Annotated in this window: 18 protein-coding genes; 10 read left to right on the forward strand and 8 right to left on the reverse strand. The window is 69.7% G+C overall.

The window, feature by feature from the left end; all coding sequences use genetic code 11:
* Nucleotides 1–2: 2 nt before the first annotated feature.
* Both HDA40_RS03000 and HDA40_RS03005 read left to right on the forward strand, forming a co-directional pair.
* Nucleotides 3–770, forward strand: coding sequence for a hypothetical protein (locus HDA40_RS03000; protein WP_253751270.1), 768 nt, complete (start codon nt 3–5; stop codon nt 768–770).
* A 54-nt stretch (nt 771–824) separates the two neighbouring features.
* Complete coding sequence (locus tag HDA40_RS03005; RefSeq protein WP_253751274.1) at nt 825–1,820, forward strand: phosphotransferase enzyme family protein; 996 nt, start codon at nt 825–827, stop codon at nt 1,818–1,820.
* Nucleotides 1,821–1,854: 34 nt separating this feature from the next.
* Here the strand turns inward: HDA40_RS03005 and HDA40_RS03010 are convergent, their stop codons facing one another.
* Together HDA40_RS03010 and HDA40_RS03015 are read right to left on the reverse strand one after the other, a co-directional pair.
* The gene (locus HDA40_RS03010; RefSeq protein WP_253751276.1) at nt 1,855–2,178 is read right to left on the reverse strand and encodes a plasmid stabilization protein; all 324 of its coding nucleotides are present in this window, start codon (nt 2,176–2,178) and stop codon (nt 1,855–1,857) included.
* Nucleotides 2,179–2,367: 189 nt separating this feature from the next.
* Nucleotides 2,368–3,021 (reverse strand): HAD family hydrolase, encoded by a 654-nt coding sequence (locus HDA40_RS03015; protein WP_253751279.1) that lies wholly within the window; start codon nt 3,019–3,021, stop codon nt 2,368–2,370.
* Nucleotides 3,022–3,320: 299 nt separating this feature from the next.
* On the opposite strand from HDA40_RS03015, the gene HDA40_RS03020 reads away from it, so the two are divergent.
* The 3 genes from HDA40_RS03020 (at nt 3,321) to HDA40_RS03030 (ending at nt 5,018) form a co-directional block, all read left to right on the forward strand.
* Nucleotides 3,321–4,172 carry a hypothetical protein gene (locus tag HDA40_RS03020; RefSeq protein WP_253751281.1) on the forward strand — a complete coding sequence of 284 codons (852 nt, stop codon included), beginning with the start codon at nt 3,321–3,323 and terminating at the stop codon, nt 4,170–4,172.
* Between the two features lie 475 nt (nt 4,173–4,647).
* Nucleotides 4,648–4,824: a hypothetical protein gene (locus HDA40_RS03025; RefSeq protein ID WP_253751284.1), complete on the forward strand. Its 177-nt coding sequence runs from the start codon at nt 4,648–4,650 to the stop codon at nt 4,822–4,824.
* Nucleotides 4,821–5,018, forward strand: a complete 198-nt coding sequence (locus HDA40_RS03030; RefSeq protein WP_253751287.1) for a hypothetical protein — start codon at nt 4,821–4,823, stop codon at nt 5,016–5,018. Before HDA40_RS03025 ends, HDA40_RS03030 begins: the two co-directional genes overlap by 4 nt.
* A gap of 63 nt (nt 5,019–5,081) precedes the next feature.
* Here HDA40_RS03030 and HDA40_RS03035 read toward each other — a convergent pair whose 3' ends face one another.
* Both HDA40_RS03035 and HDA40_RS03040 read right to left on the reverse strand, forming a co-directional pair.
* A complete protein-coding gene (locus tag HDA40_RS03035; protein WP_253751289.1) occupies nt 5,082–5,507 on the reverse strand; it encodes a DUF2871 domain-containing protein in 426 nt (141 codons plus the stop codon).
* A 77-nt stretch (nt 5,508–5,584) separates the two neighbouring features.
* Complete coding sequence (locus tag HDA40_RS03040) at nt 5,585–7,927, reverse strand: tetratricopeptide repeat protein (protein ID WP_253751292.1); 2,343 nt, start codon at nt 7,925–7,927, stop codon at nt 5,585–5,587.
* 207 nt (nt 7,928–8,134) lie between these two features.
* On the opposite strand from HDA40_RS03040, the gene HDA40_RS03045 reads away from it, so the two are divergent.
* Complete coding sequence (locus HDA40_RS03045) at nt 8,135–10,207, forward strand: discoidin domain-containing protein (protein ID WP_253751295.1); 2,073 nt, start codon at nt 8,135–8,137, stop codon at nt 10,205–10,207.
* A 122-nt stretch (nt 10,208–10,329) separates the two neighbouring features.
* Nucleotides 10,330–11,385: a DUF2382 domain-containing protein gene (locus tag HDA40_RS03050; protein ID WP_253751298.1), complete on the forward strand. Its 1,056-nt coding sequence runs from the start codon at nt 10,330–10,332 to the stop codon at nt 11,383–11,385.
* Nucleotides 11,386–11,407: 22 nt separating this feature from the next.
* Here the strand turns inward: HDA40_RS03050 and HDA40_RS03055 are convergent, their stop codons facing one another.
* Entirely contained in the window at nt 11,408–12,004 is a 597-nt protein-coding gene (locus tag HDA40_RS03055; protein WP_253751300.1) for a LysE/ArgO family amino acid transporter, read from the reverse strand.
* A 76-nt stretch (nt 12,005–12,080) separates the two neighbouring features.
* Between HDA40_RS03055 and HDA40_RS03060 the strand changes: the two genes are divergently transcribed.
* Nucleotides 12,081–12,971, forward strand: a complete 891-nt coding sequence (locus HDA40_RS03060; RefSeq protein ID WP_253763544.1) for a LysR family transcriptional regulator ArgP — start codon at nt 12,081–12,083, stop codon at nt 12,969–12,971.
* A gap of 616 nt (nt 12,972–13,587) precedes the next feature.
* Here the strand turns inward: HDA40_RS03060 and HDA40_RS03065 are convergent.
* The gene (locus tag HDA40_RS03065; RefSeq protein ID WP_253751303.1) at nt 13,588–14,346 is read right to left on the reverse strand and encodes a DUF1963 domain-containing protein; all 759 of its coding nucleotides are present in this window, start codon (nt 14,344–14,346) and stop codon (nt 13,588–13,590) included.
* A 178-nt stretch (nt 14,347–14,524) separates the two neighbouring features.
* On the opposite strand from HDA40_RS03065, the gene HDA40_RS03070 reads away from it, so the two are divergent.
* Entirely contained in the window at nt 14,525–15,091 is a 567-nt protein-coding gene (locus HDA40_RS03070) for an ArsR/SmtB family transcription factor (RefSeq protein WP_253751306.1), read from the forward strand.
* Nucleotides 15,088–16,347, forward strand: a complete 1,260-nt coding sequence (locus HDA40_RS03075; protein ID WP_253751308.1) for an MFS transporter — start codon at nt 15,088–15,090, stop codon at nt 16,345–16,347. Before HDA40_RS03070 ends, HDA40_RS03075 begins: the two co-directional genes overlap by 4 nt.
* Before the next feature lie 76 nt (nt 16,348–16,423).
* Here HDA40_RS03075 and HDA40_RS03080 read toward each other — a convergent pair whose 3' ends face one another.
* Together HDA40_RS03080 and metG are read right to left on the reverse strand one after the other, a co-directional pair.
* On the reverse strand, nt 16,424–16,903 hold the full coding sequence (locus tag HDA40_RS03080; protein ID WP_253751311.1) for a hypothetical protein: 480 nt from the start codon (nt 16,901–16,903) through the stop codon (nt 16,424–16,426).
* Nucleotides 16,904–16,913: 10 nt separating this feature from the next.
* Nucleotides 16,914–18,362 (reverse strand): methionine--tRNA ligase, encoded by a 1,449-nt coding sequence (gene metG / locus HDA40_RS03085; protein WP_253751314.1) that lies wholly within the window; start codon nt 18,360–18,362, stop codon nt 16,914–16,916.
* Nucleotides 18,363–18,390: the final 28 nt, after the last annotated feature.

Raw genomic sequence — 18,390 nt, forward strand, 5'->3', positions numbered from 1 at the left:
ACATGAATTCGCGTACGCGCGCAGTCACCTGGACGCTCGTCGGCGCGTTGCTGCTCTCCCTGGCCAGCGGGGTGGTCCTGGCCCTACTGAGCGACGCCGGCCCGGACCGCACCACGTTCGTCGTCGTCCTCCTCGCCGTCAACGCGGTCGCCGTGCTGGCCGGCCTGACCGCCACGATCGCCGGAGCGATCATGCTCGGGTCGAGCGGGTCCCGGCGCAGGGCGGGCTTCATCGTGACCGGCCGAGCGTTCCGCATCCCGCCACGGACCGACCTGCGGCTCAACGGCGTCCTCGGCATCCTGATCACCGGACCGCTGGGCGGGATGATGTGGCGTTCGCCGGACTCGCGAGGCATCGCGATCGCCTTCGTGACCTGCATGGCGATCCTGATCGCGCTGATCCTCGCCGTCGGACCGGGCCCCGTCCTCGAACTGCGCCCGACGGGCGTCTACTGGAACGCCCGCGTCTTCCGGCGGCACATCCCGTGGGAGGCCCTGGCTCCGGGCGGCCCGGACCGGCCGCGCCCGTCCGACTTCCGGCTGCTGTTGATCGTGACCCGGCCGGAGCTGGTCACCCAGCGCGGGTCACGGCTGGGCAGCGGAACGGCTGAGCGGCCGTTCCTGTCGCTCGCGATGGATGTCCATCCGGTGTTCCTGGCCGATGCGATCCACTGGTACGCGGACCACCCTGAAGACTGTCGGGCCATCGGTACGCAGGCTGAGCACGACCGGCTCCGCACGGCGCTCGGGGCAGTTCCCGCCCCGGCTTAGCCCGTCCGGGTAATCCGATGTACAGCGGCGGCCACCGCAGTCATGATCACCGGCATGACCGACCCGGACCTGGTACGCGAGCTGCTGGCCCGGTGGGGTGTCCCCGCGAACGCCGCCGTGACCCGGACCGAGCACGGCACGAACAACCACACGCGCCGGGTCGTCAGCGGAAGCCGGTGCTGGTATCTACGCGTCAGCCCGCATCGCAGCGCGGACCAGGTACGGGCCGAACACCGCCTGCTGGCCAAGCTCGCGAAGGCAGGGCTGCCCTTCGCCGTCCCCACCCCGGTTGCGCTGCCGGACGGCGGCACGGTCGTCGACACCGCCCGCGGCCCGGCTGTTCTGTGCGAATCGATCCCCGGCGTGCCGCCGGACCTCAGTCAGGAGCCCGCCCTGGAGCGGTTCGGCCGCGCTGCGGCGGACTTGAGCGAGGCGCTGGCCGGTATCGCCCCGCAGGACACGCCGCACGAGTGGCAGGGCGGGCCGTTGGAGGTACTCCCCGACCTGTCGAGCTTGGCGCGGGAGCTGGTCACGGCCGGGCTGGACATCGACCAGGTCCGGGTCCTGCGTAACGGCGCCGACCGGACCTTGGCCGTCTGGTCAAAGATCGCCGGGCGGCTGCCGAACCAGGTGGTGCATGCCGACCTGGCGCGCTCCAACGTGCTGGTCGATCCGGACACCGGGCCGGTGACCGGCATACTGGACTTCGAGCTGACGGGCTACTGGATCCGGGCGATCGAGCTGACGGTGGCCCTGGCGCTGTCCGGAGCGGCGGACGGACCAGGCTGGCAGCACCGGGCAGCCGCACTCGCCCGGGGCGGAGCCTGGGGTACGCGGCTGACGCCCGCCGAGCTGGCCGCCTTGCCCGACCTGATGCTGGTCCGGGCGGTGGCCTCGACCGTCTGGCGGGCGAACCGGTGGCAGCTCGGGCAGTCGAGCCTGACCGAGGTCGCCGACCGGCTGGATGTGCTGGCCGAGACGCTGCGCTGGCGAAGCGCCGAAGGCGGGCGGCTGGGCGATATCGTGGCCGCCGCCGGCGCATCCGGTTGAGCCAGTCGGGTCAAGCCGCCGGAAGGTCGCTTCGCTACCGCGACAACGCGCGTTCCAGCTGCGCCTTCGTCATCGAGGCGCGGCCCTTGATGTCGCGGTCCTTGGCCTCGTTGTACAGCTGGGCCTTCGTCCGCCCCTTCGGCCCACCGTGCGACCGCTTGCCGCCGCGCTCTCCTGACGACATGTCGGTCAACGACAGCTTGCTGGCCGTCTTCGACTCGCCGTGGCGCGCGCGTTCCTTGTTGACCGTCCGCGCGGCGATCTCCTCAGCTCGGTCGGTGGACACGCCGCGCTTCTTCGCGCTGGACTTGATGTGCTCGTACTGACGCTCGCGCTTCGGACTCGATCCAGCGGGCATGACGCTCTCCCTTCGTCCGCCCTGGTCGTCCCCTTCGTCCGCGCAGCTCAAACGCAGATGCCCGAATAGCGGCGAGCGCTCGGGTGACGGCGAGTTCCATTCATGATCCACATCCCGTCTCGTGTCCGGATCTGGCCCTTACGCGACACATTTCGGGATTGCGATCGCGGCTTGACCTATCTGGACCCATCAGATCGCTGCGTTGTGCTGAACGACCAGGCCGGGGAGTTCGTCGAGGGAGTCGATGCGGAACAGCGCCTGCTCCGCGACGTCGGGCAGGTCGAGGATGTGGCCCCAGGGTCCGCGCCGGATCAGGCAGGTCTTCAAGCCGAGGGCGTGCGCTGGGCGTACGTCGTTGTCGGGGCGGTCGCCGACGTAGAGGATCGCGGACGGGTCGCCGCCGCCTTCGCGGATGACGTGGTCGAAGAAGGCCGTTGACGGTTTCGTCGCGCCCCAGCCTTCGGAGGTGCCGATCACGTCCACGGGGAGGTCGAGCGAGCGCAGGATCGTCTCGGCGAACGTGGGCTGGTTGCCGGCCAGGCCGACGAGCAGACCTTGGTCCTTCAGCGCACTCAGGCAGGCACGTGCGTCCGGGTAGAGGTCCTCTTCGCCGAACGTCTCCGTCTGTCCGGCCGCAGCCCGGCGTTCGCGCTCGGCTTCGAGGTCGAATCCGGGCCGGATGATCTCGAACGTCTGCCGGAAGTCCTGGCCCCGGGCGATCACCGCGCCGAGGACCGCCGACAGCGTGTGCCGGGGCACGCCGAGCCAGTCCGCCCAGGTCGCGAACTCCCGGGATTCGTCGAGGATCGTGCCGCCGACGTCGAAGAAAACCGCCTTGATCATCCGTACCCCGTCCAGCGTCGCCCGACCCAACCACCGGATCATAGAACCGCTTGATTCGCCGTCGCACCGTTCTCACCGACAGCTCGTCGGCGGCTGCCGGCGTACTGGTGCCGACTGCCCCGCAGGCCGCCGGGATGCCCGCAGCGCAGAGCATTCGTCCCGCCGATCCCCGGTACGCCGCGATGACAGTCGGGAAGGGCTCGGATTCACGCCGACCTCGCCGGCATGCACCAGGAGTCGCGCCCGGCGGCATGTTCCCACTACGGTGGGCAACGCGTCACCGGCTTGGGAGGCCATGAATGGTGGAGAGTGGACGGTCCCGTTCCCGCAGGATCCTGGCGGCTATCGGCTACCTGGCAGCAGCGGTGGTCGCGGCTGGTGCCGGCCTCGTCGGGTGCTCGGCGACGCCCGAGTCCGCGCCCCCGCCGCAACCTGTGAGCTGGGAGGTCGGCGCCTGCGTCCGCCAGGTCGACGGGCCTACCGCGATCCCCTCCGGCACCAATGCCGCGTTGCGAGTCGCGCTGCTCGGCCGGCAGACGTTCGAGCCGGTGCCGTGCACCGATCCGCGCGCGCAGTCGAAGATCATCGAGTTGGGCGCGACATTCGACCCGCTCAATACAGCCAAGCCCCTGGATCCCGGCTGCCCTGACAACACCGACGCGGCCTACCGGCCGACCGGCGCGCTTCCGCTCCAGAAGCGGCTCGCCTGCGTTCGCAACCTGAAGGCGCCCCATCCGGGTGACCCCGGCGGCGGCGGAGGTACGAACACCATCGCCGGAGACTGCGTGTCCATTGTGGGCATGCTCGACAACGGCTACGAGGAGCTGCCGTGCGACTGGCCGCAGGGCTGGTTCGCCCAGGTGGTCGCGGTGGCACCTACCACGGCGAGCTGCCCCGCCCGCGACACGGTCAGCCGGCTCAGCTACGGCACCGGCGGCTTCCTGTGCCTGGGTCAGGGCCACGGCGGGACCATAGCCAGGCCCGGCGACTGTGTCACGGAGCTGGGGTCGGCGCTCGCCCCGATCGCGCACACCGCCTGCACAACCAAGACGCGCAAGCTGGTCTCCTTGGTGGACAAGGGAAAGCCGTGCCCGTCCGGCACGAAGGCCGGATGGTCGCCGGGTTACGACCGAACGCTCTGTCTTCGTTAGAGGGCCACTCCATAGACGGCCACGAGGATCGGTAGATCTGCGGCTTCCTGACGGCCTCGAGGTCCGGCGGGAACCGGTCGAGCATGCCGCGGTAACCGGTGGCCACGCATGATGGAGCGCAACTCCGTCGCGGCGACCCGGTCGGCGTGCGGCGTCAAGACGGTCGTGATCACTGACAGGAGCCCGCCGACCAGCCGGCACAGTCGGCTGCGAGCAGCCGAACGTCTCGGCCGGCAGCACCTGCGGCAAATCATGGCGCAGGCTGCGGCACGTGGAGCCCATCGACGCCACCTGTCGATTATCTCTCTAACGCCGAACGAGTGACGATTCATTGCCCTCTTGAATACGTTGTGTAGCAAGCACCCGGGCTATTCGAGAGCCTCATTACCGCATTTGATTATGGGTAGTCGACCGGTCTAGCCTTCTCGTGGGCGCAGGGCACATCGGCGGCCGAACGACCAGGAAGGACGGTGGCATGAACGACCAACGAGTGAAAGACGAATTCGATCGAATAGCCGTGAGGGAACAACTCGGCAAGGACCGCAGACTCATCGCGCAATACGAAGCGGGCCTGGCTCATGCGCGCGGCAAGGTGGAGGAAGCACGCTACAAGCTCGGAAGGTTGGACGAACGGTTGGAGCGTGCACGATGACTGCCGAGGAATACATCCAGGCTCTGCGCGACCTCATGCGGATCGACTGGGAGGACGACGTCGCCGAGGAGAAGCGGTTGGCCGAGCTGGCCGAGGCGCAGGGCAACACCTGGTCGGCGAAGTTCCATCGCGACAGCGTCGAACGGCTGGAGGCGATGGACAAGCCATGGGAGAAGCCGATGCCCGTCTTCTGAACGGAAACGGCGCAGCGCCCGTCCCCAACGGGGGCGGGCGCTGCGCGTACGGGCGAGGGGGTCCTATTCGGCGTCGGCGGCGCGGTTCTTCGGCACGCGCTTGCCGAGGTTGATGAACAGCAGGACCAGGCCGACGGTCAGCCCGATGTGGCCCAGCCCGGCGATGCCGGCGATGGCCTCGTTGCTCTCCTTGCCGTAGACCGTGAGGGTCCCGTGCACCACCATGGTTGCGATCGTCACGGCGAGGCTGGCGTTGTAGACCCAGAAGAAGGTGGCGAACAGCCGCCGGTTCTCGGTCAGGCCGAACAGCTTCTCCAAGCCCAGCACGATCAGGAAGAACAGCATCCCGAGCGCGAGCAGGTGGGTGTGCACCACGCCGAGCTGGGTGTCGCCGGTGTACTCCTGGATCTTCGTGATCTCCCGGTACGCCAGGCCACTGATCAAGCCCAGGATCATGTAGACATGGGCCGCTACGTAGAGTTTTCTCACCGGACCAGGGTCCGCTACGGCGTACGTGTTAGCCAGGGCTAGCGGGTTTTCGAGATCTTTTCGACGTTCGGGAAGTGCTACGGCATCTCCTCGACCTGCTTGAGTTTCGGCCGCACGTCGGCGGCCGACGGATGGTTCAGCTCGTCCAGGATGCGCAACGCGTCTCGCCACGATCCGGCCGCCAGGCTCCACTCGGCCGCGCCGAAGTGGTTGTCTCCCAAGTGCACCAGCGTGTCCGCCTCGTGATAGCGGTCGCCGATCTCCCGGTAGAGCCGGATCGCGTTCTCGTAGCAGCGGACCGCCTCGGCGTGGTCACCGAGGTGCTGGTGGGCGTACCCGAGGCTGTCCCAGACCGGCGCCTGCCCGAATCGGCTGCCGAGTTCGGCGTGCACCGCCAGGGCTTCGGTGCAGCGCGCGACGGCCTGCTCGTACTCGCCGAGCAACGCGTGATACCAGCCCACCACGTTGAGCGACCGGGCACGGCCGGTCTGGTGGCCGGCCGTCTGGAAGAGGTCGAGCGCCTGCTGCGAGCAGGCGAGCGCGGCGGACATTCGGCCGTGCTGCTCGTGGACCCGCGACAACGCGATCTGGCTGTTGGCCTCACCCACGAGGTCGCCGATGCGCCGGAAGTTCTCGGCGGCGTCGAGGAGCAGCGCCTCAGCGTCGTCCCACCGTCCGAAGCGGATGTGCGCCCGCGCCAGGATCCGCTGGGCTTGGGCCAGACCCGTCGGGTCCGCTGCCGCGCGGGCCGCCTCGGCCGCGATCTCCTGGGTGGCCGTCAGATCGTGCCACTGGCCACGCCAGTCCAGCACGTCCGCGATCGCCCAGGCCAGCTGCCAGGTGAGTACGCCGAGCCCGGCTTGTTCGCCCTGCCGGATCTGGGCCAGCAGCACCGGATGCTCGGCGGCGAACCAGGCGCGCGCCTGGTCGATGTCCTCGAAGGACTCGGCAGTGATCGCGGGATCGGCGGGGTGCAGTGCGATCCGGTCCCGTTGCGGGTAGATCGTGAGGGCGGCGTCGTGGGCACTGTGCAGGTAGTGGCCGAGCGACCGCCGGATCGCCGCCCGGCGGACGGGCGCGCTGTCCAGCGTCTCGGCCTGTTCGGCGGCGTACGCCCGGAGCAGGTCGTGGAAGGCGTACCGGCCGGACAAGGTCTGGCTGAGGAGGTTGGCCCGGACCAGTTCGGTGAGCGACTGCTGGGTAGCCGTCGCGTCGGTCCCGGCGACGCTGGCCGCCGCCGCGAGGGTGATGTCGGGTCCAGGGTGTACGCCGAGCAGCCGGAACATCCGGGCAGCCGGTTCGCCGAGGGCGCGCAGGGAGTAGGAGAAGACCGCGCGGACGTCGGCGGTGGCGTCCTCGTCGGCGAACGCGTCGAGGCCCTGCCGGGCATCTCGCAGTTGCGTGACGAGCCGGGTCAGCGACGGCTCGGCACGGGCGCGCGCGGCGATGATCGCCAACGCGAGCGGCAGCCGGGCGCATCGGCGCACGAGTTCGTCGACGGCCTCCGGTTCCCGGGCGACCGCCTCCGGGCCGAGCCGGTTCGACAGGATGCGTACGCCCTCGGTCGCCGACGGCAGCTCGAGCAGCAGGGGTTGCGCTCCCTCTGTGACGACCAGGCTGGACAGCCGATTCCGGCTGGTGATCAGGGTGAGGCAGTGCGGCGAGCCGGGCAGCATCGGCCGGATCTGCTCGGCGCTGCGGGCGTTGTCCAGCACCAGCAGTACGCGCCGGTCGGCGAGGACGCTGCGGAACAGGGCGGACTGGGCTTCCACGGTCAGCGGGATGCGCTGCGCCTCGACTCCGAAGGCTTCGAGCAGGCCGCGTAGCGCCTCTGCGGCGCCGACCGCCGGGCCGCGACCGTCGAAGCCGCGCAGGTTCAGATAAATCTGCCCGTCGGGGAATCGCGCGGCGGCCCGGTGCGACCAGTGGATCGCCAAGGCGGTCTTACCGACTCCGGCGGTGCCCGAGATGGTGGAGATCACTGCCGAGGTGGCCGATCCGCCCAGCGGCAGCCGCTCGTCGAGTTCGGCGAGTTCGGCCTCCCGGCCGGTGAAGTGCGGCACGTCGGCCGGCAGCTGACGGGGCTTCGGCCAGCCGGGTACGCCGCTAGCCGGCCCGGCACCGCCGCGTCGCCCGTCGGCGATCCGGTCGCGGAGGGTGGCGAGCGAGCCCTGTTCCGCCGGGGTGGCGCCCAGCAGCGCCACGAGGATGTCGAACCGGTCGGTCGGCGGCAGCGTCCGTCCGGCGAAGTATCCGGCGATGATCCCGATGGACCAACCGGTCCGGGCAGCGATCTCCCGATAGGTCAGCTCGGAGTCCCGGCGTTGATGGGCCTGCCGCCGGCGCAGCTGCCGCAGCAACGCGGCCAGGCCGTCTACAGTGTCCACACCGGACGCGGCACCCACGATCTCGCCGTTCATGCCGCCCGCTCCTTTCACCCCCGCCGCATCGACCACCAGGCATGATCATCAATGCACGATGATCATACGGTCGCCCGTCGCGACTGCCCATCCCATAAGCGTTCAACAATGTTCAGCCGCGTTCGGGATTCGGGGCGCGACCCCGCCTTGCTCGGGAACCATGTGCGTCACCCCAGCCAGCCGATCCCCCTCGATAGGAGCTCGCTGATGAACGTGGTACGCAGAGTGGCGGCGCTGGTCGCCCTGACGCTCGGCCTGTCGGCGCCCGCGCTGCCGGCGCACGCCGGCGCCAACGGACTGAAATCCGGGATGACGTGGACCGTCACCGGTCAGCAAGACGGCTACGTGCACATTGGAGCCGATGCGCAGACGAATCCCTATTCCGGCGACACCGAGATCGACCATTACCTGCCCGTGCTGTGCCTGCAGGTGGACGGCCGTGCCGCCCCCGCCGGGATCGAATACGACTTCTACAACGGCTGGGCGCAGGGCGCCGTCCGCGCCACCGCCGCCGTCCGTGGTGACGCGCTGAGGTCGACCGACGCCGCCGATGCGTTGTGCGTACGCACCTTCGGCGCGGGCTGGCGGCTGGCCGAGTTCCACGACGGCCGCTACGGCGACGACTTCTCCTCCGGAGGCGGGTGGTCGTTCTGGGCCGCCGCCGGTGGCAATCTGTTGCCGGGTTCGCGGTTCTGGGTGGCGATCAACGACCAGCCGGCCAATCCGTGGGACTCCGAGGGTGCCTGGCCCGATCCCCTGCCGACCGGTACGCAGAACGACCTGATTCTGCGTACGGATCTGAGCGAGATGGTGAACCCGCTGTTGCGGGTGTCGGCCAGCACCAGCTTCCAGAACCTCGTCCGCACGGCGGTCGGCCGGATGTTCGACGGAGACACCAACGCGCTGCTGACCGACGTGATCGCCGAGGCGGAGGCGACCGGGACGGTCGACCCCAACGCCCCGGACTGGCTGGCCGTGAAGGACATCGTGGCGCGGTTCCAGAACATCGACGGGCAGGCGTACCAGCCGCAGATCTTCATCCCGAACTACGAGGAGGGCGTGATCACCGGCAACCCGGTGACGATGGCCGTGCAGGGCACCGACGGCCAGACCGCGCTGCCTGCGTACACCTTGGACGGGTCGGGGCAGGTGGCGGAGCACGCTCCGGTGGACGAGGCGTACACGGAGACCTACGAGGTGTGGCTGCTGACGATCAACGACGGCCTCGGCAACGGCGACGCCGAGACCGCGACCGCCGCCGGCACCACGAGCACCGCGAAGACCTCCAGCACGGCGAGCACGGCTGCCGGGGACGACTCGGCGCGTACCGAGACCGTCATGGGCATCCAGTCGGTGTGCAACCCGACCGGGCTGCGCAACGACCAGGGCATGGAGTTCCTGACCCAGTTCAAGATCGGCTCGCCGGGCTCGGTCGAGTCGTTCTGGCAGGGCGCGCTCGAGGTTCGGCTGATCGTCCTGGGCAAGGGCGGCGTGGAGATCAAGAACGCGTACTGGGGCAAGATCCTGCGCAAGACGGCCAAGCGCGGCAAGGTCGTCAACATGTTCCTCACGACGTGGGATCGCGCCCAGTTCGGCGACTACCTCGCATACAAGTGGGTCGAGGAGGACAGCGGACCGAAGATCGAGATCACCCTCAGCCTGAAGGCGGAGATCAAGCTCAAGCTCAACATCACCGCCGGCCAGGAAGTCAAGATCACGATCGAGGCCAAGAACGACGACATGGGCATCGGCCTGGTCGGTTTCGGCGAGTCCACCTACATCCCGTACAGCACCGGCACCGTGGAGTGGAACGTGTGCAGCATGGGCGGCACCGGTGGCACCGGCGTCGACAACTACGCCAGGCAGGCGACGGTCGCCGCCTCGTCCACCTTCCCGGGCTACGCCCCGGAACGGGTGAACGACGGGTCGGCGGACACCAGCCTCGGCGGCGGCTACAGCTGGGCCAACAGCTACGGCGACGAGAACTACCCCGGTCTGCAGCCGCAGTGGGTCCAGCTCGACTTCGGGGTCAACCGGACAGTCGGCCGGGCGGTCGTCTACACCAGCCAGGGATATCCGATCCGGGACTTCGACATCCAGATCTGGAACGGGTTCGGCTGGGAGACGGTCGGCACACCGGTCCGCGGCAACACGGCCTTGTCGGTGACCGTCACCTTCCCGCAGCGCTCGACTCGGCTGATCCGGGTCCTCGGCTACTCGGGCCCCACGCATCAGCAGGGCTACGTGCGGGTCAATGAATTCGAGGTGTACGCCTCCTGAGCGACCCGATCCGGTTGCTCCTGCAACGGGAGCAACCGGATCTTCGTGTTTCCACCTTGATCCGCTGGGTACGCGATCTTCGCAAGGCCACATGGCAAGGCCAGAAGACGGGGGGTCTTCTGATGATCAGCACGCAAGAGCTGAACCTTTTGGCCGGAGCCAAGGTGTATGACGGAGCCGGCGAGAAGATCGGGTCGGTCGGCCGGGTCTATCTCGACGGTGACGACGGGCACCCGGCTTGGGTCGCCGTGCGTACCGGATGGTTCGGCACGAACGAGAACTTCGTGCCGCTGGACGACCGGAGTCACATCGAGGGTCACAAGCTCCATGTGTCGGCGATGAAGGACGAGGTAAAGCACGCGCCGCAGGTGGAGCGCGACTCCGGGAACCTGAGCGAACGCTCGGCGGCCGAGTTGGACCGGTACTACTACAACCTGCCGGCCGGCAAGTTCGCCGATCGCGGCGGGTCCGCGACGACCGAGCGAGCCGCCGCGTCCGATCAGGCCAGAGCGGTTGGCCAGCATCGGGCGCCGGACCAGCCGCGGACCGATGATCAGGCCCGGCTGGGCAGCGACATGCGGACGGGCGACCAGACCCGGACGGCTGACAAGACCGGCATGGACGACCGGACCGGCATGGCCGGCCGAGCCGGGATGGACGACCGACCTGGGATGGACAGCCGAGCCGGGATGGACAGCCGTGCCGGGATGGACAGCCGTGCCGGGATGGACAACCGTGCCGGGATGGACAACCGAGCCGGAATCGACAACCGCGCCGGGATGGGCGAGAGGTCCAGGAACCTCAACATCACCCGCTACGAGGAGCAGCTGCGGACCGGCAAGCAGGACGTGGAGACCGGCAAGGTCCGCCTGCGCAAGCACGTGGTGACCGAGAACGTGGACATCACGGTCCCGGTCAGCCACGAGGAGGTCCGGGTCGAACGCCACCCGATCGACCAGCCGGGGGCGCAGCGTCCGGGCGCGCAGCCGTTCGCTGAGGAGACCGCCGAGGTGATCCTGCACGAGGAGCGGCCGACCGTCAGCAAGGAGACCGTGCCGGTGGAGCAGGTCGGCCTCGTGACGGAGACCCACACCGAGCAGCGGCACGTGAAGGACACGGTACGCAAGGAGCAGATCGACGTGGAGGACGACCGCTCCGAGCGTGACCGCCGGAGGTAGCCGGCCGGGCTGCGGCTGAGGCTCACCCGAGGATGAGCCGCAGCCCCACGATGGTCATCGTCCCGGCGACCAGGCCGTCCAGTACGCGCCAGGTCGCCGGGCGAGCCAGTTTCGGGGCGAGCCGACGGGCGGCACCGCCCAGTCCGGCGAACCAGACCGCGCTGGCGAGCGCGGCCCCGGCGGCGAACCACCACCGGTGGTTCTCCTGGCTGGCCAGTCCGCCGAGCAGGAGCACGGTGTCCAGGTAGACGTGCGGGTTGAGATAGGTGAAGGCCAGGCACGTCAGCAGGGTGGCGCGCAGTCCCGCGCCACTGCCCGCCGCCGCTTCGAGGAGCCCGGGTCGCAGCATTCGGCGTACCGCCAAGGCGGCATAGGCGAGCAGGAACGCGGCGCCGGACCACCGGATGGCGTCGAGCACTACGGGACGGTCGGCGACCACGGAGCCCAGACCCGCCACCCCGGCCGCGATGAGCAGCGCGTCGGACGCGGCGCAGACCAGGACCACCGGCAGAACGTGCTCACGGCGCAGCCCTTGCCGCAGCACGAAAGCGTTCTGGCTGCCGATGGCGACGATCAGGCCGAGCGAGGCGCCGAATCCGGCGAGCAGCGAGGTGAGCACCCGGCAACCGTAGGAACGCCGCTGCATGCAGTCCAACTAATGTTTCTTAGGCTTGATTAGTATTGCTTAGGTGACCTTGGACTCGGCCCAGCTGCAGACTTTCGCCGCGGTGATCCGTGAGGGCAGCTTCGACGCGGCGGCGCGGGCGCTGAACGTCACCGCGTCGGCGGTGAGCCAGCGGATCAAGGCGTTGGAGCAGACGGCCGGGCAGGTGCTGGTCCGACGGGCCAAGCCCTGTGTGGCCACGGCAGCAGGCGAGCCGTTGCTGCGCCTGGCCGGGCAAGTGGCACTGCTGGAGCGGGAGGCGCTGGACGCGGCCCGGGGCGGCGTGCCGGAGCCGGCCGGCGAGACCTGGACGCGGCTGCCGATCGTGGTCAACGCCGACTCGCTGGCCACCTGGTTCCTGCCCGCGCTGGCGGCGGTTCCGGAGGCTGCGCGATTGCTGTTCGACGTGCACCAGGACGACGAGGACTACACCGCCGAACTGCTGCGCAGCGGCACCGTGATGGCCGCAGTGACGACGCAGAACGTGCCCGTGCAGGGCTGCCGGGTGCAGCGGCTGGGCACCATGCGGTACCTGCCGGTGGTCGCGCCGGGCGTACGGGAGCGGTGGTTTCCCGGCGGCGGCAGCGCGGAGGAGTTCGCGTACGCCCCGATGCTGTTGCTGAACCGCAAGGATCAGCTGCAACACCGATTTCTGCGTACGCTGACACGGCGGTCGCTGGATCCGCCGATCCACTACATCCCGTCGGCGGACGCGTTCAACCGCGCGATCGGGCTCGGGCTCGGCTGGGCGCTGATGCCGGAGCCCTTGGCGACGGCCGAGATCACGGCCGGCCGGGTGCTGCGGCTGCCCGGCCGGCCGGTGAACGTTCCGTTGTACTGGCAGCACTGGAAGCTGGAGTCGGCGGCGCTGACCACCCTGACGACGGCCGTACGCGACGCCGCAGCGACCGCGTTGCGCTGAGACTGCTTGAGGAAACGTTCGGCGCGGTCGGTCTCGATCCGCGCGATGGAGGTCGGCATGCGTCCCCGCGCCCTCCCGGCCCTTCCGCGCGGTGGCCGGCTCGGGACACTCTTTCCGCGCGATCATGAACTTTTGGTCGTGATCGACCGGCGTGTCGCGTCCCGGCGACCCTGATCGTTTCCCGACGGGACTGATCAACTCCCGGACACGGTCGACTCCGGACACGGTCGACTCCGGACACGGTCGACTCCGGACACGGTCGACTCCGGACACGGTCGACTCCGGACACGGTCGACTCCGGGCAGGGACGGCTACGGGCGGGGTCGACTTCGGTCAGGGGAGCCGAACGGACTGGGCGTGGCGGAAGGTGTCCCAACAGCTCCCACCGCGCCTTGACCTGCCGCAGGCGTGGGTAGATCTGCTTGTGGTGAGGCACGACGTTCGCGCCGTCGTGGCCGAGGCGTTCGGCGATGGCCCGGCCGAAGCCCCGGGTTGCCCCGTGACGATCGCGGTCCGTCCGCTGAGACTCATGCGCGATCCCTTCAAGATCGCAGTCAGCCCCAAAATCGCCCAGCGGTCGGCCACCCGACCTCACGTGATCACGCCATCTTTTTGGCTAGTAGGTCTCCAGCGTCGCCACGGCCCCGCTCAGGTCGCCCGATCGCAGCCGCGCCGCCGGGACGGAGACGTACAGCGTGCCGTCGAACGGGAAGGCATCGAGTTTGAGCAGGTGCAGGTGGTCCTCGGCCCAGTAAGGCGACGGCCCCAGCTCCCAACCCGGCCAGCCGAAGGCGGTGTGGCCGTTGACATCGCCCCACTGCTCGTACACCGGGTGCAACTCCATGCCGAGAATGTTCTGCCGGTGCGGACCGCGATCAAGCCGGTTCACCACGTCGTCCCACTGGTCCGGCAGAGTGAGAACGGGGACGGCGTCGACCGCGATCCGCTCGTAGGACTCGGCGGGTTCCGCTGCGGTCCGCTCGACGGCTCGATCCGGGTGGGCGGCGATCACCCGGGCCCAGCCGGGAGAGGTCAGGTCGGCGTCCCACTCGTGCTCGGGGACCGGGTCGTAGACGAAGACGTTCAGCAGACCCGTCCGCCAGGGCACCGGCTCGCCGAGCAGATCGGCGAGCGCGTCGGTGTCCAGAACGGCGGCGAGGCTGAGCGGGACGTCGCGGTGATGCGGCCAGGGCGTGCCGGGGTCCAGCAGAGCCGGGCCGCCAAGGGCGCAGCGCCCAGTCGCCGGCTGTCCGGCCTCAGCCGGCCGCAACTGGAACGCCGGACAGGCCAGGGCCGCCAGCTGGGCGCCGACCGACTCGCCGACCACGTCGGCGCAGAGTCGCGACAGTTCGGCGCGCTTCGCTCGAAGATCCATCCGGGCATTCCAGCACGTACCCCCGACAAACAGCGCGGTCGGCGCATCGCGGTCAGTGGGCATGACGAATCAGCAGGTGTCGACGAAGGAATTCCTGTCCCGCCGCAAGCTGGCCCTTATCGCCCGGAATACACAAGAGCAGTTGTGCAACTGCTCTTGTGTATGTCATGATCTGCTGGTGACTGACAAGATCACCGACTCGAACGTGCTCGCCGCGTTGGCGCACCCGCTGCGCCGGCGCCTGATGGACCTGCTGCGGGCGTACGGGCCGGCCACGGCGAGCGCGCTCGCCGAGCGCACCGGCGAGGCCATCGGCAACGTCAGCCACCATCTGCGCGTACTAGGCACCGCGGGCCTCATCGAGGAGGCCCCGGAGCTGGCCCGCGACAAGCGCGAGCGCTGGTGGCGACGGGTCTCGCCCAACCTCGGCTGGTCCCAGGGCGACTTCGCCGCCGACCCGGCCGCGGCGACCGTCTCGGCCGCGGTCCAGACGATGCTGCTCGACCGGCACTCCGGCGCCGCCCGCGAGTGGCTGGCCACCGAGCACTCCGCCGAACAGGCCGACTGGGTCGACGCGGCGTTCGTCGCCGACCGCTGGATGCTGCTCACCCCCGCCGAACTCGCCCAGCTCGGCCAGGAGATCATCGACGTCCTGCTCCGCTGGGGCACGCGCGAGATCCCCGACGACGGCCACCACCGTGATCCTGTCCTCGTCTTCTCGTACGGAGTTCCCGCACAGCCATGACCGTTACGCTCACCGCTCCCGCCCCCAGTCCCGCCCCCGCCGCCGATCACAAGTCCGACTTCGCCAAGTTCTGGTTCGGCGAGACCGTCAGCAAGATCGGCACCGGTGTCAGCACCGTCGCCCTCCCGCTCGCCGCGATCACGACCCTGCATGCCAGCACCTTCCAGATCGGACTGCTCACCGCCGCCGGCTGGCTGCCGTGGCTGCTGATCGGCCTGCCCGCCGGGGCGTGGGTCGACCGGATGGCCCGGCGCCCCCTGATGATCACCTGCAACCTCGTGTCGTTCGCACTGCTCGTCAGCGTGCCGGTGTCGGCCTGGCTCGGCTGGCTCGGCTTCACTCAGTTGCTCGTCACCGCGCTGCTGCTCGGCACCGCCGCGGTCTTCTTCCAGACTGCGTACCAGGTGTATCTGCCGTCGCTGCTGCCGCCAGCGGAACTGCCCGCCGGTAACGCGAAGATGCACGGCTCCGAGGCGTTCGCCCAAGTCGCCGGGCCCGGCCTGGCCGGGGGCATCACCCAGGTCCTCGGCATCCTCACCGGGCTGCTCGTCAACGCGGCGACGTTCCTCGTCTCGACCGTCTGTCTGCTGCGCATCCGGGCCCGCGAGGTGGTCGCGCCGGTCCCCCGCGACTCCAGCCTCACCCGCGACATTCGCGAAGGTCTGCGCTTCGTCGTCCGCGACCCGTATCTGCGGGTGTTCTCCGCCTTCGGGGCCGCCTTCAACCTCGCCTTCATCGCGTACCAGGCGGTTCTCGTGGTCTTCCTCGTCCGGGAGGTCGGCGTCGACAGCGCACGCGTCGGCGTACTGCTGATGGGGATGAGCGCCGGAGCGGTCCTCGGCGCGTGGGCGGCCACCCGGATCTCCCGCCGCTTCGGCAGCGCCCACGGCCTGCTGCTCGCAGTCTTCGGCACCGCACCGTTCGCGGTGCTGATTCCGCTGACCGCACCAGGCTGGCGGCTGATCCTCCCGGTGATCGGCGGCGCGATGGTCGGCGCGGGCACCGCCGTCAGCAACGTGATCCGGGGCAGTTTCCGCCAGCTCTACACACCCCGGCCGCTGCTGGGCCGGGTGAGTGTCAGCATGATGTTCCTCAACTTCGGCACGATCCCCCTCGGCGGGATCATCGGCGGCGCGCTCGGCCAGTGGATCGGCGTACGTCCCACGGTGTGGATCATGGCGGTGACGGTGGCCTGCTCGCCGCTGTTTCTCCTGATCGGACCGTTGAAGCGATCCCGAGACCTCCCCGCCGCATAACCCGCGCCGGTTCAGCCAGCTCGGCCCGCATGGGGCCGAGCTGACCGGGATCCTGTTACGACGGTCGCGCTGACGTCTACTGCTGCGGCGGCGTCTGCGGCCAACCGGCCGGCGGCGACGCCGGTGCGGGCGGCGGTGCGTACGCCCCGTAGGCCGGTGGCTGGGCCTGCGGCGGGACGGGCTGGCCCGGCCAGGCGCCGACCGGCGGCACAGCCGGCGGCTTCGGCCCGGTCGCCCCGACGCGGGGCAGCACCAGCGCGGCGATCAGCAGCACGATGCCGAGGTCGAACACGATCCGGCTGGCCGCCCACACGAACTCGTTCGACCCGGTGACCACTTCGAAGTCCTGCAGCAGCCAGTACAGGTCGGCCAGGCCGATGCAGGCGAGACCGGCGACCGCTGCGAGCGTCGAGAGCAGGCCGTTCTTGCGGACGCGAAGCAGGACCGCGACGGCGCCGAGGAACGCCAGCACGAGGACGAAGCTGTCGTCGATCTTCGCGAAGGTGGTGTAGAACTCCAGATCCGCGGCGGCGAGCGGGGTGGCGGCGAGAGACATGGCCCTGAACCTATCCGATCCGGGGGAATGCCGGTACCGCCGTCTCCCCCGCGCACTGGGCGAGCAGGCGGGCGGCCCCGTCGGGCAGGAACGGGGTGAGTTCAGTGGCGATCAGCCGGCAGGCGGACAGCAGGTCGGCCAGCACGGCGCTCTTGGCCGCCGAGTCCCGGTCGCCGAGCTGCCACGGCCGGGTCGCGTCGATGTGCCGGTTGGCCTGCTCGACGGCCGAGCAGAGGGCGCCGGTGGCCGTCCGGAAGTCGCCGACCCCGAGCGCCCGACTCACCTGTTCCGGCAGTACGCCGAGCGCTGCGGTCAACGGTCCACCGGCCCCACCCGATGGGGTCGCGCCGAAGTGCTTGCGTACCAATGTGGTGGTGCGATGGATGAGGTTGCCCAGACCGTTGGCGAGATCGCGGTCGGCCCGGTCGATCAGCCGGGTGGTTGTGAAGTCGGTGTCGCCCAGCCGGGCGACGTCGCGCAGCAGCCACCACCGCACGGCGTCGGAGCCGTAACGGTCGATCAGCCGCAGCGGGTCCACGGTGGTGCCCGCGCTCTTACTGATCTTCGCCCCGTTCAGGGTGAGATAGTCGTGGACGAGGATGGTGGTGGGCAGCGGCTGGCCGGCCGACAGCAGCAGAGCCAGCCAGTAGACGGCGTGGAACCGCACGATGCCCTTGCCGATGACATGGATGCGCTCGTCGGACTCCGCCCACCAGCGCCGGTACCGCTCGGATTCGTAGCCGAGCGCGGTGACGTAGTTGCCGAGCGCGTCCCACCAGACGTAGACGGTCTGGCTGGGATCGCCGGGCACCGGGATGCCCCAGCCGCCGGAGCGGGCCGCCGGTCGCGAGACGCTGATGTCGGACAGGCCGCCGCGCAGGAAGGCGAGCACCTCGTTGCGCCGGGCCGCCGGTTCGACACGGACACGGCCGGACTCGATGGCCGCGAGCACCTCGTCCTGATAGCGGGACAGGCGGAAGAACCAGTTCGACTCGGTCACTGGCTCCGGCGCGACGCCGTGCTCGGGGCAGACGCCGTCCACCAGGTCCGCCTGAGCGTAGAACTGCTCGCAGCCCCCACAGTAGAGGCCGGAGTACGAGCGGCGGTAGAAGTCGCCCCGGGCGGCGCACGCCGCCCACAACCGGGCGACGCCGTCGAGGTGCCGCTCGTCGGCGCTGGTCCGCACGAAGTCGTCGAACGCGACCTGCAACGGTTTGGCGAGCGCGGCGAATCTGGCGGCGTTGCCGTCGACGAACGTACGCGTGTCCACCCCGGCGGCGCGGGCGGCCACCACGTTCTTCAAGGCGTTGTCGTCGGTGCCGGTCAGCAGCCGCGCCTCGTGCCCGGCTCGGCGCGCGTGCCGGGCCAGGACGTCGGCCTGCACCAGTTCGAGGGCGTACCCGAGATGCGGTTCGGCGTTGACGTAGGGAATGGCGGTGGTGACATAGCGGCGTCCCATGGCGGGTCCTTTCACCCTGACCCGCGTA

This window comes from Hamadaea flava, from assembly GCF_024172085.1.
Taxonomy (GTDB): Bacteria; Actinomycetota; Actinomycetes; order Mycobacteriales; family Micromonosporaceae; genus Hamadaea; species Hamadaea flava.

What these genes read in the sequence shown, in the direction of transcription:
- HDA40_RS03075 (WP_253751308.1), top strand. Translation starts at nt 15,088, where the DNA reads ATGACCGTTACGCTCACCGCTCCCGCCCCCAGTCCCGCCCCCGCCGCC.
- HDA40_RS03015 (WP_253751279.1), bottom strand. Translation starts at nt 3,021, where the DNA reads ATGATCAAGGCGGTTTTCTTCGACGTCGGCGGCACGATCCTCGACGAA.
- HDA40_RS03040 (WP_253751292.1), bottom strand. Translation starts at nt 7,927, where the DNA reads ATGAACGGCGAGATCGTGGGTGCCGCGTCCGGTGTGGACACTGTAGAC.
- HDA40_RS03045 (WP_253751295.1), top strand. Translation starts at nt 8,135, where the DNA reads ATGAACGTGGTACGCAGAGTGGCGGCGCTGGTCGCCCTGACGCTCGGC.
- HDA40_RS03065 (WP_253751303.1), bottom strand. Translation starts at nt 14,346, where the DNA reads ATGGATCTTCGAGCGAAGCGCGCCGAACTGTCGCGACTCTGCGCCGAC.
- HDA40_RS03020 (WP_253751281.1), top strand. Translation starts at nt 3,321, where the DNA reads ATGGTGGAGAGTGGACGGTCCCGTTCCCGCAGGATCCTGGCGGCTATC.
- HDA40_RS03000 (WP_253751270.1), top strand. Translation starts at nt 3, where the DNA reads ATGAATTCGCGTACGCGCGCAGTCACCTGGACGCTCGTCGGCGCGTTG.
- HDA40_RS03050 (WP_253751298.1), top strand. Translation starts at nt 10,330, where the DNA reads ATGATCAGCACGCAAGAGCTGAACCTTTTGGCCGGAGCCAAGGTGTAT.
- HDA40_RS03030 (WP_253751287.1), top strand. Translation starts at nt 4,821, where the DNA reads ATGACTGCCGAGGAATACATCCAGGCTCTGCGCGACCTCATGCGGATC.
- HDA40_RS03025 (WP_253751284.1), top strand. Translation starts at nt 4,648, where the DNA reads ATGAACGACCAACGAGTGAAAGACGAATTCGATCGAATAGCCGTGAGG.
- HDA40_RS03080 (WP_253751311.1), bottom strand. Translation starts at nt 16,903, where the DNA reads ATGTCTCTCGCCGCCACCCCGCTCGCCGCCGCGGATCTGGAGTTCTAC.
- HDA40_RS03005 (WP_253751274.1), top strand. Translation starts at nt 825, where the DNA reads ATGACCGACCCGGACCTGGTACGCGAGCTGCTGGCCCGGTGGGGTGTC.
- metG (WP_253751314.1), bottom strand. Translation starts at nt 18,362, where the DNA reads ATGGGACGCCGCTATGTCACCACCGCCATTCCCTACGTCAACGCCGAA.
- HDA40_RS03010 (WP_253751276.1), bottom strand. Translation starts at nt 2,178, where the DNA reads ATGCCCGCTGGATCGAGTCCGAAGCGCGAGCGTCAGTACGAGCACATC.